This window comes from Roseomonas sp. SRI_022 (assembly GCF_057586215.1).
The window spans coordinates 251,366-263,686 of sequence record NZ_JBYCZL010000004.1; the positions used below are offsets into that span (position 1 = coordinate 251,366).

Annotated in this window: 18 protein-coding genes; 13 read left to right on the plus strand and 5 right to left on the minus strand. The window is 68.7% G+C overall.

Annotation, left to right across the window (positions count from 1 at the left end; translation table 11 throughout):
• Positions 1 to 55 precede the first annotated feature (55 nt).
• The 6 genes from AC2YHJ_RS05945 (at position 56) to leuC (ending at position 6,454) form a co-directional block, all read left to right on the plus strand.
• Entirely contained in the window at positions 56 to 1,369 is a 1,314-nt protein-coding gene (locus AC2YHJ_RS05945) for an NAD(P)/FAD-dependent oxidoreductase (RefSeq protein WP_487394617.1), read from the plus strand.
• On the plus strand, positions 1,366 to 2,148 hold the full coding sequence (locus AC2YHJ_RS05950; protein ID WP_487394618.1) for a DUF1365 domain-containing protein: 783 nt from the start codon (positions 1,366 to 1,368) through the stop codon (positions 2,146 to 2,148). The genes AC2YHJ_RS05945 and AC2YHJ_RS05950 overlap by 4 nt, the downstream gene beginning before the upstream one ends.
• Complete coding sequence (locus AC2YHJ_RS05955) at positions 2,145 to 3,380, plus strand: class I SAM-dependent methyltransferase (protein ID WP_487394619.1); 1,236 nt, start codon at positions 2,145 to 2,147, stop codon at positions 3,378 to 3,380. The genes AC2YHJ_RS05950 and AC2YHJ_RS05955 overlap by 4 nt, the downstream gene beginning before the upstream one ends.
• Complete coding sequence (locus AC2YHJ_RS05960; RefSeq protein WP_487394620.1) at positions 3,377 to 4,018, plus strand: DUF6134 family protein; 642 nt, start codon at positions 3,377 to 3,379, stop codon at positions 4,016 to 4,018. Before AC2YHJ_RS05955 ends, AC2YHJ_RS05960 begins: the two co-directional genes overlap by 4 nt.
• 4 nt (positions 4,019 to 4,022) lie before the next feature.
• Positions 4,023 to 4,430, plus strand: a complete 408-nt coding sequence (locus AC2YHJ_RS05965; RefSeq protein ID WP_487394622.1) for a DUF2177 family protein — start codon at positions 4,023 to 4,025, stop codon at positions 4,428 to 4,430.
• A gap of 620 nt (positions 4,431 to 5,050) precedes the next feature.
• Positions 5,051 to 6,454 (plus strand): 3-isopropylmalate dehydratase large subunit, encoded by a 1,404-nt coding sequence (gene leuC, locus AC2YHJ_RS05970; protein WP_487394623.1) that lies wholly within the window; start codon positions 5,051 to 5,053, stop codon positions 6,452 to 6,454.
• Positions 6,455 to 6,475: 21 nt separating this feature from the next.
• On the opposite strand, the gene AC2YHJ_RS05975 is transcribed toward leuC, so the two are convergent.
• A complete protein-coding gene (locus AC2YHJ_RS05975) occupies positions 6,476 to 6,907 on the minus strand; it encodes a hypothetical protein (RefSeq protein ID WP_487394624.1) in 432 nt (143 codons plus the stop codon).
• Between the two features lie 153 nt (positions 6,908 to 7,060).
• Between AC2YHJ_RS05975 and AC2YHJ_RS05980 the strand changes: the two genes are divergently transcribed.
• Positions 7,061 to 7,264 (plus strand): dodecin family protein, encoded by a 204-nt coding sequence (locus AC2YHJ_RS05980; RefSeq protein WP_487394625.1) that lies wholly within the window; start codon positions 7,061 to 7,063, stop codon positions 7,262 to 7,264.
• 85 nt (positions 7,265 to 7,349) lie between these two features.
• Here the strand turns inward: AC2YHJ_RS05980 and AC2YHJ_RS05985 are convergent, their stop codons facing one another.
• From AC2YHJ_RS05985 to AC2YHJ_RS06000, 4 genes are all read right to left on the minus strand, one after another.
• The gene (locus AC2YHJ_RS05985) at positions 7,350 to 7,475 is read right to left on the minus strand and encodes a hypothetical protein (protein WP_487394627.1); all 126 of its coding nucleotides are present in this window, start codon (positions 7,473 to 7,475) and stop codon (positions 7,350 to 7,352) included.
• Positions 7,476 to 7,561: 86 nt separating this feature from the next.
• Complete coding sequence (locus AC2YHJ_RS05990) at positions 7,562 to 8,110, minus strand: tripartite tricarboxylate transporter substrate-binding protein (protein ID WP_487394628.1); 549 nt, start codon at positions 8,108 to 8,110, stop codon at positions 7,562 to 7,564.
• A complete protein-coding gene (locus tag AC2YHJ_RS05995; RefSeq protein ID WP_487394659.1) occupies positions 8,073 to 8,405 on the minus strand; it encodes an Hsp20 family protein in 333 nt (110 codons plus the stop codon). The genes AC2YHJ_RS05990 and AC2YHJ_RS05995 overlap by 38 nt, the downstream gene beginning before the upstream one ends.
• Positions 8,330 to 8,524: a hypothetical protein gene (locus tag AC2YHJ_RS06000; RefSeq protein WP_487394629.1), complete on the minus strand. Its 195-nt coding sequence runs from the start codon at positions 8,522 to 8,524 to the stop codon at positions 8,330 to 8,332. The genes AC2YHJ_RS05995 and AC2YHJ_RS06000 overlap by 76 nt, the downstream gene beginning before the upstream one ends.
• Before the next feature lie 314 nt (positions 8,525 to 8,838).
• Here AC2YHJ_RS06000 and AC2YHJ_RS06005 point away from each other — a divergent pair, with 314 nt between their 5' ends.
• The 6 genes from AC2YHJ_RS06005 to AC2YHJ_RS06030 all read left to right on the plus strand — a co-directional run bounded on the left by AC2YHJ_RS06005 (position 8,839) and on the right by AC2YHJ_RS06030 (position 12,231).
• Positions 8,839 to 9,258 (plus strand): hypothetical protein, encoded by a 420-nt coding sequence (locus AC2YHJ_RS06005; RefSeq protein ID WP_487394630.1) that lies wholly within the window; start codon positions 8,839 to 8,841, stop codon positions 9,256 to 9,258.
• Entirely contained in the window at positions 9,255 to 9,647 is a 393-nt protein-coding gene (locus AC2YHJ_RS06010; RefSeq protein ID WP_487394631.1) for a hypothetical protein, read from the plus strand. Before AC2YHJ_RS06005 ends, AC2YHJ_RS06010 begins: the two co-directional genes overlap by 4 nt.
• 385 nt (positions 9,648 to 10,032) lie before the next feature.
• Positions 10,033 to 10,725 (plus strand): hypothetical protein, encoded by a 693-nt coding sequence (locus AC2YHJ_RS06015; RefSeq protein ID WP_487394632.1) that lies wholly within the window; start codon positions 10,033 to 10,035, stop codon positions 10,723 to 10,725.
• Between the two features lie 104 nt (positions 10,726 to 10,829).
• The gene (locus tag AC2YHJ_RS06020; RefSeq protein WP_487394634.1) at positions 10,830 to 11,228 is read left to right on the plus strand and encodes a DoxX family protein; all 399 of its coding nucleotides are present in this window, start codon (positions 10,830 to 10,832) and stop codon (positions 11,226 to 11,228) included.
• A 158-nt stretch (positions 11,229 to 11,386) separates the two neighbouring features.
• Entirely contained in the window at positions 11,387 to 11,614 is a 228-nt protein-coding gene (locus AC2YHJ_RS06025; RefSeq protein ID WP_487394635.1) for a hypothetical protein, read from the plus strand.
• Between the two features lie 341 nt (positions 11,615 to 11,955).
• On the plus strand, positions 11,956 to 12,231 hold the full coding sequence (locus AC2YHJ_RS06030; RefSeq protein WP_487394636.1) for a CoA transferase: 276 nt from the start codon (positions 11,956 to 11,958) through the stop codon (positions 12,229 to 12,231).
• Positions 12,232 to 12,321: the final 90 nt, after the last annotated feature.

Sequence of the window (12,321 nt, forward strand, 5' to 3'; positions counted from 1 at the left end):
AGCCTCCAAGCGTTTCCATTGGCAACAGGCACGCAGCGGGAACCGGGATCGACCCATGACACGGGACAGGCGCAAACGGGTGGCGGTGATCGGCACCGGGATTTCCGGCCTGTCGGCGGCATGGCTGCTGTCCCGGGCCCACGACGTCACCGTGTATGAACGCGCCGCCCGCCCTGGCGGCCACAGCCGCACGGTCGATGTCGGCGGCATTCCCGTCGACATGGGCTTCATCGTGTTCAACGAGGCGACCTATCCGAACCTCGTCGCGCTGTTCCGCCACATCGGCGTCGAGACCCAGGCCTCCGACATGTCCTTCGCCGTCTCCCTCGACGGCGGCCGACTGGAATATGCGGGCACCGACCTGCGCGGGCTGCTGGCGCAGCCGGCCAATGCGCTGCGGCCCCGCTTCTGGTCCATGCTGCGCGATCTTCTGCGCTTCTACCGCAGCGCGCCGCGTGACGCGGCGGCGCTGGAGCGGGATCTCACCAGCCTCGATGCCTACCTGGCGCGGGAAGGCTACGGCCCCGGCTTCGTGCAGGACCATCTCCTGCCCATGGCGGCGGCGATCTGGTCCACGCCGGCCGCGGAGGTCGGTGCCTATCCGGCCACCGCCTTCATCCGCTTCTGCGAGAACCACGGCCTGCTGACGCTGCGCGACAGGCCGGTCTGGCGCACGGTCACGGGCGGCAGCCGCGCCTATGTGCAGCGCCTCACCGCGCCCTTCGCAGACCGCATCCGCCTCGGCTGCGGCGTTGCCGCGATCCGCCGGGAGGAGGACGCCGTGCTGGTGCGTGCCGTCGACGGCAGCACGGAGCGGTTCGACGAGGTGGTGATCGCGACCCATGCGCCGCAGGCCCTCGCGCTGCTCGAGGATCCATCCGGCAGCGAGGCCGCCCTGCTCGGCGCGTTGCGCACGGCGCCCAACCGCGCGGTGCTGCATCGCGACCCCCGCTTCATGCCGCGCCGGCGCGCCGCCTGGGCAAGCTGGAGCTACCTGGGCCGTGCCGACGGCGCGCTGTGCGTGACCTATTGGATGGACCGCCTGCAGAGCCTGCCGACAGCGGCCGGCCCGCTGTTCGTGACGCTGAACCCGCCGGAGGAGCCTGCGGAGATCCTGCATGAGGAATCCTTCGCCCATCCGCAGTTCGACGCCGCCGCGATCCGCGCGCAACGCGGGCTCTGGACGCTGCAGGGCACCCGCCGCACCTGGTATTGCGGCGCCTGGTTCGGTGCGGGCTTCCATGAGGACGGGCTGCAGGCCGGTCTCGCCGTCGCGGAGCAGCTGGGCGGCGTACGCCGCCCGTGGTCGGTGCCAGCCGGATCCTCGCGCATCCACGCGCCCGTGCCGATGGGCCACGCCATCGCATGACGCACTCCGCGCTCTACGCCGGCGCCGTCATGCATGCCCGGCTGCGGCCGGTGCGGCACCGGCTGCGCTATCGGATGCTGAACATCCTGCTCGACCTCGATGAGCTGCCGGCGCTCGGCCGGCGCCTGAGGCTGTTCGGGCACAACGGACGGGGGCTGTTCTCCTTCCACGAGGCGGACCACGGCGACGGCAGCGCGACCCCGCTGCGCGCGCAGGTCGAGGCCCTGCTGCGCCAGGCCGGCATCGACCCCGCGGGCGGGCGCATCCGCGTGCTGTGCATGCCGCGCGTGCTCGGCATGGTGTTCAATCCGCTGACCGTCTACTTCTGCCACGCGGCCAGCGGCGCGCTGCAGGCCATGCTTTACGAGGTGAATAACACCTTCGGGCAGCGCCATTCCTATCTGATCCCGGTGACGCATCCGGTCGACGGCGCGCTGCGGCAGCGCTGCGACAAGCGCTTCCACGTCTCCCCCTTCATGGAGATGGGCCTGACCTACAGCTTTCGCCTGACGCTGCCGGGCAAGACGATGAGCCTTGGCGTCGATGCGCATGATGCCGCGGGGCCGCTGCTCGTCGCCGCCTTCACAGGGCGACGAAAGGACCTCACCGATGCGGGACTGCTCGCGGCCTTCGTGGCCCATCCGCTGCTCGCCGCACGCGTGCTCGGCGGCATTCACTGGGAGGCGCTGAAGCTGTGGCGGAAGGGCCTGCGGCTTCGGCCGCGACCGGCGATGCCCGCTGCGCCCGTGACCATTTCCAGCCAGGAACACAGCCGATGAGCCAGGCCTTGCCCATCCCGCGCCGCAGCGCGCCGATCGCCAGCCTCGCGGGGCTGCGCGCCATGCCGTTGCGCCGCGTGATGGCCGGGCTCGAACGCGGCAGCCTCGAGGTGACGACGCCAGACGGGTTGCGCATCGCTCATCGCGCGCCGCTGCCGGGGCCGGAGGCGAGCATCGTGCTGCATCGCTGGCGTGCGCTGCGCCGCCTCGCGCTCGGCGGCGACATCGCCTTCGCCGAGGCCTATGGCGACGGCGACTGGTCGAGCCCCGACCTCGCGACCGTGGTGGAACTGGCGGCGGCCAATGGCCCCGAGCTGGAGCGAAGGGCCGCCGGCATGCTGCTGTCGCGGATGTCCAACCGCCTCGCGCATCTGCGCCGCGCCAATACGCGCACGGGCAGCGCCCGCAACATCATCGCCCACTACGACCTCGGCAACGACTTCTTCTCCGCCTGGCTTGATGCGGGGATGTCCTATTCCGCGGGCCTCTACGCCGCGCCAGGAACGACGCTCGACGAGGCGCAGGCGGCCAAGCAGGACCGGGCCATCGCGCTGATGAACCTGCGCGCCGGCGACAGTGTGCTCGAGATCGGCATCGGCTGGGGCGGCCTCGCGGCGCGCATCCTGGCCGCGCATGATGGGGCCTTCACCGGCATCACGCTGTCCCCCTCGCAGCTTGCCTGGGCGCAGGATCTGCTTGCACGCGAAGGGCTCACGCAGCGGGCCGCGCTGCGGCTGCAGGACTACCGCGACGTGACCGGGCGCTTCGACCGAATCGTCTCGATCGAGATGCTGGAGGCCGTGGGCGAGGCCTATTGGCCGACCTTCTTCCGGACGCTGCGCGACCGCCTCGCGCCCAGTGGCGTTGCCGTGCTGCAGGTGATCACCATCGCCGAGGAGCGCTATGCGACCTATCGTCGCAGCGCCGATTTCATCCAGCGCCACATCTTCCCCGGCGGCATGCTGCCCACGCCGCGCATCATCGGCGAACAGGCGGCGGTGGCGGGGCTGCGGCTCGATCACCAGGAACGCTTCGGCGCGAGCTACGTCCGCACGCTGGCCGACTGGCACCTTCGGTTCCAGCAGGCCCAGCGGGTGGTGGAGCGATGCGGCCTCGATGAGCGGTTCCGGCGGCTGTGGCGCTACTACCTCGCCTATTGCGAGGGAGGGTTCCGCGCGGGCGCGATCGATGTCGGCTTCTATCGGCTGCGGCGCGCAGAGGATACAGCATGATGTCGCGCCGCGCGGTGCTGGCGAGCGCCGCCGCGCTGCCGACGGCTCCTGCCCTCGCGGCCCTGCCGATTCCCCCCGCCCGGAGGCTCGGCTTCCGGGTGATCCGGCAGGGCAGCGCGATCGGCCAGCATGTCCTGACCTTCGAGGGCGAGGGCGCCCGCGTGGTCGTGCGCATCGCGGTGGACCTCGCCGTGGGCTTCGGCCCGATCGCGTTCTATCGCTACCGCCACCGGGCCATCGAGACGTGGGACGGCGGGGAGGTCGTCGCCTGTGAGGCCGAGACCAACGACGATGGCAGCGTCAGCACCATCGCGATGCGACGCCAGGGCAACGTTCTGGCGGTGGAGAGCAATCGGGCCGGCCGTTACGTGGCGCCGCCCGGTGCGGTGCCCGCGACGCATTGGAATCGGCACATGCTGGACGGTCCCTTCATCAACACCCAGACCGGGCTGGTGATGCGCCCGACGGTGACACCGCACGGCGCCGGGCCGCTTCCCTGGGCGCCACAGCGGCGCGGCACGCGCTTCGTGCTCAGCGGCGATGTCGACCTGGAGACTTGGTACGATGAGACGCCCGCCTGGCTTGGCCTGCGCTTCCGGGGCGAAGACGGATCCGCCATCCACTACGAGAGCACCTGATCCGATGTACCGGCTTCTGCGCGTCTACCTTGCCAGTGCCTTGGTGATGCTGGTGAGCGATTCCGTCTGGCTGACTCTGGCGGGCGAGCCGCTGTACCGTGCCCGGATCGGCCACCTCATGCGGGAAGACGGGTTCCTGTTGGCGCCGGCGATCGCCTTCTACCTGCTCTACCTGCTCGGCATCCTGCTCCTCGCCCAGCGGCCGGCGGAGCGCTGGCAGGGCGCGGCATGGCGGGGGGCTGTCTTCGGCCTGTGCGCCTATGGCACCTATGATCTCACCAACCAGGCGACGTTGCGCGATTGGCCGGCAGTCGTAACGGTCGTCGATCTAGCCTGGGGCACAATGCTAACCTCAGCTGTCGCGGCGGCCGGCCTCGTGCTCGGACGCACGTGCCGACCTTCTCGAAGATAGCGCTCAGCGCAACGATGTATCGCGCGCCCTCGCCCGCCCAGATTGCGCAGCCCGCAGCGTGCTTTGCGGCATGGGACGACAGGGACGTTCAAATTGACGCAGTCAGGGGTCATCCAGAAGTCAGCCTAGCCGATCTACAACCGCCACCGATCTCATCTCTCCTCGCCGCAAATACTAGGGACGTGAAATGCGCCGCTGCTGCTGGCACCATTGGCGCACCGTCGTGACGAGGCGATGTGCCTGGGCGTGTACATAACTTCGAAGATTGAAATCCGATAGCGAGTCAGCGCTATCGGTGCTTCATAAGCTCCTGCTGTCGTTCCCAGATTTCCGAGAATGGCTGAAGCAGTGCGGGTAGCCCCTGGGTGGAGCGTCTCCTTCCAGCCATCAGTTCCTCCATCACTGCAGGAGCGAGCAACGTCAACCGCATTAGGTTACCAAGGTATCCCCGCTCGATATTCTCCGCCGCCGCCATCTCACTGATCAACGAGTACCGTCCCTCGTCCAGCAGCCGCTGATACCTGAGCGCCCGATGTCGCGGCCTCAGCCTTCATCGACGCCGGCGCCAGACCGTCTGCTAGGGTTGAGCCCTGCTTCCTTAGCTCAAGGGACCGACGGACTTGCCCCAGGCGCGCACCTTGCTCGACAAGCTATGGGACGCACACGTCGTGGCGCACCTCGACGGTGCCGACTTGCTTTACATGGACCTGCACCTCCTCGACGATCTGCACAGCCCGCAGGCCTTCGCAGCCCTGCGCCACGCGGGGCGTGCGGTGCGCCGACCGAATGCTACCTTCGCCGTACCCGACCATGCGGTTCCCACTTCGCGACGCGGCGGCCGCGTGCCCGACGCGGCGGCCCGGCTGCTCGTCGAAACGCTCGAGGCCGACGCTCGCGCGCACGGCATTCCCCACATCCCGCTCGGCGACCCGCGCCAGGGCATTGTCCACGTGGTCGGGCCGGAACTCGGACTCTCTCTCCCGGGAATGACGATCGCCAGCGGCGACTCACATGCCTCAACGCACGGCGCGCTGTGTGCGCTGGCCCTTGGCGTTGGCGCTAGCGAGGTCGAGCAGGTACTGGCCACCCAAACTCTGCTGCTGGCCAAGCCGCGGGCGATGGCGATCGAAATTACCGGTGTCCTGCCCCCCGGCACCTCTACCAAGGACCTCGCGCTCGCTGTGATCGGAGTGCTCGGTGCCGGGGGTGCTACCGGTCACGCGGTCGAGTTCCGCGGCCCGACCGTGCGGGCCCTTGCCATTTCAGGGCGGATGACGCTGTGCAACTTGGCGGTCGAGGCGGGCGCGCGGACCGCGCTCGTCGCACCCGACGAGGTGACTTTCAGCTACCTACGGGGCCGTGAGCGCGCGCCCGCGGGTGCGGCCCTCGACCTCGCGGTAGCCGCCTGGCGCACCCTGCGTTCTGATCCGGACGCGACATTCGACCGGGTAGTTGCGCTGGATGCCTCCCGCCTCGCCCCGATGGTCACCTGGGGCACCAGCCCGGACACCGTCATCCCTATCACGGGCAAAGTGCCCAACCCGTCGGACCTGCCCGACGCGGCCGCGCGCACCCAGCACCGGCGGATGCTGGAGTACATGGGCCTGGTGCCGGGCCAGCGAATGACCGACTTAGCGGTGGACGTCGTGTTCGTCGGGTCCTGTGCGAACGGTCGGGTCGAGGACATCTGGGAGGCCGCGGTGGTGGCCAAGGGACGCCGGGTGGCGCCAGGCGTGCGGGCGTTGGTCGTGCCAGGATCCGGAACGGTCAAGCGGCAGGCGGAGCAGGAGGGGCTCGACCGCATCCTGACGGAGGCCGGCTTTGAGTGGCGCGAACCCGGGTGCTCGATGTGCATCGCCATGAACACAGACCGGGTGGCGCGAGGGCAGCGTTGCGCAAGCACGTCGAACCGGAACTTTGAGGGGCGACAGGGGTTAGGCGCACGCACACACCTCGTCTCCCCCGGAACAGCAGCGGCAGCCGCGGTGACCGGGCGGCTAACCGACGTACGAGAGCTCACGTGATAGCGGCATTGAAAGGGGCACTCAGGCAGGGGCCGCGACGTTCAGGCGCATTCCTCGGCCGGACTCGTCTGCCCCGAGGACCGGCTGGCAATCCCATTCCAGGGCGAAGGGCTCCAGCAGCCGCGGCAGCGTGACCTCGGCGGGCGCGTGCCCATCGAGGATCGACTCCACGATGCCCGACGCGAGCAGCGTCACCCGCAGCAGGCTGCCCAAATATCCCCGCTCGATCCGCTCCGCCGTCGCCATCTCCGTGATCGACGCATAGCGACCCTCGTTGAGTAGCTTCTGATACCTGAACGCCCTGGCCAGCGCCTTTACCAGTGCCGGGTCGGCACGCGTCGGGATGGCAGCATCGCCACCCTCACTCGCCACCGGCGTCATGACCGTCTTCCGCCCCGGCCGCCGGCGGATCTTCAGCGGCACGCGGACCGTGATGCTGGTGGCGGGGCTCATTGCGCCCGGAGCTTCAAGGAAGTCCAATGACTAAGCATGGTCTGTCTGCGCCCCGGTTTCGGCCGCTGCGCGCTCACAGTTTGTCGGCGCTGTCCCCTATGGTGTTCATGCCGGCTCGGATAGCGCAGAGCGGCGCAACCAAAGGAGGCAACCATGGCAGTCGCAAGCGTGTCGAAGATCACGGCGGCATCCTCCCAAAGCTTTGATGCAGCTGTTCGTGAAGGTCTGGAACGCGCCAGCAAGACCCTGCGCGGCATCACCGGCCTGCATGTCCTCGAGCAAAAGGCGAGCGTGACGAACGGCAAGATCTCCGAGTTCCGTGTCACCATGGAAGTCACCTTCATTCTCGAAGGCTGATGGGTTGAGCAGTGGGCGACGGGGAACCCTTGCGAAGTGATTTTCGGGTCCCCGTGGCCCACCGCCAGGCTCAGCAAGTTGTTGCTCATGCTGCGGCCTCCAGCGCTTCGGGCGGGATAGCGGTCAGGTCCCGGACCAAGCCCGCCAGCCCCTCGACGCGGAGCCGGATGTCGGCGCCGGCGGGCCCGACCACCACGCGCTCCACCAGCACCCGAACGCTCCTTGCCCGCTCTGCAGGGAACAACTCCTCCCACAGTGGATCAAGCCGATGCAATGCGTCGCGGACCTCGCGCTCCGTCAGGTTCGGCGCCTCCTTACGGGCCGCCAGCCACGTGCTGACCACCGATCTCGGGCTGACGCAGCAGGGCGCGGAATTGGCTGATCACGGCGCCCTCGATCTGCGCCGCCGAGCCGCGTCACCACCGCATCCGGCGTGCCGGCCGGCGCATAGAGCGCGAACCAGCCGGGCGCCACAATGTCGAAGCCGCTCTCGCGCAGCGTGGGAATATCGGGCGCGGTCACCGAGCTTTCGGCATCGGTGCTGGCGAGGATGCGCACCCGCCCGTCGCGCGCATGTTCGCGGAACTCACCGAAGGAGGCGACGAACATGCCGAGCCGCCCGGTCTGTAGGTCGGGGATTGCCGCCGGCGTGCCGCGATAGGCGACATGCTCCAGCGCTACGCCGCCCTGCCGGCCGAATTCCAGCCCAGCGAAATGCGCGCCCGTGCCGATGCCGGGCGAGCCGAAGCTGCGCCGTGCCGGATCAGCCTGGAACCAGGCGATGAGCTCCGCCGGGGTGCGCGCGGGATTATCGGGACCAACGGCGATGACCTGGCCGAAGCGCATCACCTGCGCGACGTGGCCGCATCGCCTCGGGAATCTCGCGCACGAGGTCGATCGACAGCAGCCCGTCGGCGAAGGTGGCAGCCTGGACCTTCACGTAGTCCGCGATCTGGAACCGACGTTCGAAGGCGCGGGCGCCAATGCCGCGGTGCAGGAATTCCCGCTGCCGGTTATCGGGCTCGCGGCGCTCTCCGCTGATGAACAGGAGATTGCGCTCGGATGTTACTGACAGTTCATCTGCTGCAAACCCTGCGACAGCCAGGGTGACCCGGTACGAGTCGTCGCCTGTGCGCTCGATGTCGTAGGGGGGTAGTTCTCCAACTGGTCGGCCCGCGTGGCGTTCTGTAGCAGATCAAACACCCGGTCGAAGCCTACGGTCGAGCGAAACAGCGGGCCAAAATCATAGTTCTGCCTCATCGCCATATCCTCCTTACGAAGCAACATGGATCGTCAATGGCACCAAGGCCGGTGCCGGACGCCGGGTCCACTCAGGGCCCCCGACGGCGATTGGTTTTGGGTGCCGGCCCGCTGCCGTTCAAGCCCCCGTCAATCGGGTCAAACCGGAAATTCTGCTGTCAGAGGGAGCGCGACGGACCAGGCGGTGGAGTCGGGCTCCTGCCTGCGTCGCGGCAGCGCGCCGCCTTCAACGCCCGCGTCTCGAGCCGTATCCGGCCCGCACCCCGGGGTGCTGAATTTGACCTCGAACACCGGCGCGGCGTCATACTCAAAGCATGTTCACCACCGACCAACGGTCGTTGTACCGCTACTATGTCAGCCAGTCCGTGCTGAAGGGCGGCGCGACGGAGCGGCCGGACATCCCGCGGGTGCCGGCCGACGAGATCGAGGCAGCGGTGGTCGCCCAGGTTCGGGCGCTGCTGCGCCAGCCCGAGATGGTGGTCGGGACCTGGCGGGCGGCACGCGCGACGGCGTCGGACGTCACCGAGCAGGAGGTGCTTCTGGCACTGGAGCGGATCGAGCCGCTGTGGGACGAGCTCTTCCCCGCCGAGCGGGCGCGCATTGTGCGGCTGCTGGTCGACCGGGTCGACGTCCGGACCGAGGGCGCCGCGGTGCGGCTGCGCCTCGACGGGCTCAGCAGCCTGGTGCGTGACCTCGCCGCCCAACCGCCCGAAGCCAGGAGGGCTGCGGCGTGAGCGAGGCGGCGCAGACCCTCACGGTGGTCATCCCGCTCCGGGTGAAGCCGCGCGGCGGGCGGAAGGCGATGGTCACGCCGGGCGTGCTGGCACTGGAGCGCCGGCAGGACATCACGCTCATCAAGGCCGTGGCGCGGGCGTTCCGGTGGCGGCGGATGCTGGAGACGGGCCGCTTCTCCACCATCAACGAACTGGCGGCGGCCGAGAAGATCAACTCGTCCTATGTCTCGAGGGTGCTGCGGCTGACGCTACTGGCACCGGACATCGTTGAGGCGATCCTGGACGGACGGCGGCCGGGGGAGATGACGCTGCCGCAGTTGATGGAGACCTCCCCAGCGTGTTGGATGGACCAAGGTTTAGCGCTTTGCGTCGGTCGTGGCGCGGAATGAACGAGACTGCAGCCGAGCATGGCGAGGGAGAGGGTCTTCTTCGCGGGGCTCGAGGCGGGCGTCAGGGTCCCCGGTTCTCCGTGCTGCCTCCCTCCCCGCGCGCAGCGGTGCAGCGGACTGCCGGTTGGCGGCCGCGACCCACGGCAACGTCAGGCAGGGTCGCTCGCAAGGCATCGGGCTGGATCCCGCGCGCGGCAACAGCGCGACAGGCAATGCGCCCGTAAGACCACACCTGGGAGCAGCAGCGCCGCCTAGGCGCCAGGAAGGAAATATCAGGCCCGCGCAACGCTGCCGCGACAAAGGGGCGGACCAAGCAAAACATTACGCTATCGCGGTGCGTGCAGGAGTAGGCTGACCGGGGACTCACGATTTCGCGGAGGCTCCTATGCGCAGCATTTCCAGGCTGCTAGCCGCAGGGTTGGCCCTAACCCTCGCCGCACTGACCCCGGCCGCGGCGAACGAACCGTACGCGAGTCTCGATCTGCTCTGGGTGCGGCCGGCGAGCGAAGCCGGCGCACCACCCCCCTGCGCGCGGTTGCTGGTGCTGAACCTGCCGCGCGACTGGATGATCGCCGACGCCGCCGCGGCCGTCTTCGTCGCTCGGGATGACGAGGCCACCATCCCACCGATCGTCAGGGCCCTGATCCCAGAACTCGCCGCTGTGCTGGAAGTGCCGTTCCGGCCGATTGAAGGATGCCAGGCGCCGCCCGCAGAACCGGTGGCGGAGGTTCTGGGGGCGGTCCGCGCGCTTCGGATGGACGTCAGCGCCGGGCCGATCGTCGCCATCGGCATCGGTGAAGCCGGACCCGCCGTGCTGGCGGCGACGTGGGAGGAAGTGGCGAGCCGATACCTCGGCCCGGACGGCCCGCGCCTGGCCGCGGCCATCGCGCTCGGCGGCGGCGGGCCGTCAGTCTACGCCATCGGTACCCCGCCGGAGGGCCAGGCATGGGAGCTGCGCGCGCGGCTAATGTGCGAGGCATTGGCTCGGGCGACCAGCGACGTGCGGCTCAGCGCCTGCCTCATCGGGCTTGCGATCGACCGGGCGGCGGCGCAGTCCGCTCGCCGGCTGCGGCGGTAAGGGCGCGCCGCGGCGCGCCCGTGCGGCGCAACACCTGCGTCGCCCCTTCGGATGGGAGAGAGACGATGTTGCCAATGCTACAGCCACTTCCCGGCACTCAGTACATGCTCAGCATCACCCGCATCATGGTAGGGCTCTGCTACTTGCAGCACGGGATGCAGAAGCATTTTCAGTTCCCGCCGACGCGCAACCCTTCCCCCGACTTCCTTTCCTTGATCTGGTTCGCCGGCACCATCGAGGTCGTCTGCGGCACGTTGCTGGTCCTCGGAGTGTTCGCGCGGCCGGCGGCGTTCATCGCTGCCGGTGAGGTTGCCTTTGCTTTCTGGATCGCGCATTGGCCGCGTGGCTTCTATCCCGCTGTGAACGGCGGCACGCTCGTCGTCGTGTACTGCTTCACCTTCCTCTATTTCGTCTTCGCTGGCCCCGGCCCCATCAGCCTTGACCAACTGATCTTCGGGCGCAGGGAAAACGTGACGCCGAGGCTCGCCCCGCACGCGGAGTGACGCGAAGGGCGATTCGGGCGGTGTTGGCGTCGGACTTGGCGATGGCCCCGTTGATGGTGAGTCGGAGATCGGGGCCATGCACTGGATGTCGCTGCTCTGCTGCCGCGAGATGATCGCGTTCCGTCTCGCGCCGGTAGGACGTTACGCTCAACAAGGCGATGGCACGTGCCTTCCGGTGGCGGCGGATGCTGGCAACAGGGCGCTTTGCGACGATCAACGAACTCGCCGCGGCCGAGAAGATCAACTCCTCCTACGTCCCGCGCGTGCTGCGGCTGACACTGCTGGCGCCGGACATCGTGGAGGCAATCCTGGATGGGCGGCAGCCGGAGGGGATGACTCTGCCTGGGCTGATAGGGCCGTTTCCTCTGCAATGGAGCCGCCAATAGGAGGGCAAGGTCGGGTTCGCGCCCATTTCTGCCATTCAACCGCATATTCCGAGTCCACCCAAAGCGGACACACGCGCGCCACGGTGCATGCGACTGTCCTCCTTGGTGGGAGGCTGCGATGGCGAAGATCGAGCGCTGGCGGCGGCACTACAATACGATCAGACCGCACAGCGGCTGGGATATCGGCCTGCGGCGCCGGAAGCGGCGTTGCCGTGGCCGTCTGGCCCTGCCTACGCTCCACCCCGGCAGGGCCATACGGCCAGGCCAGATCACATTGGCCAGCTCTCTCTTAGCCCGTGGATCCCCGATAGGGGGCGGGTCAGCCGCTCAACGAGGGCACGTTGCTGCCGATGATCGCGACGCTCATGCGCGGGGTGAAACGAGCCGAATGGCTTGATCGTCTGCAGCGCATCGGCGTGCCCTGCGCGCCGGTGAATTCGATCCCCGAGGTGCTGGACGAGCTTCAGGTGAAAGCGATGGGCATGGTGCAGCCGGTGCCGGGTGAGGATTTCTCCCTTGTCGCAATGCCGCTATCCTTCGTCGGGCAGCGGCCGCGCATGCAGGGCGGCGCACCGCGGCTCGGGGCCGACAACGCCGCAGTTTTCGGCTCGCGCTGACGACGTCGCCGCCTCCAGGACCCTTTGAGACTGCGCCGATTGGCGCATTCTGAAGTCCGGCACCGGCCCGCGCCCTCAACTCAGCCACCC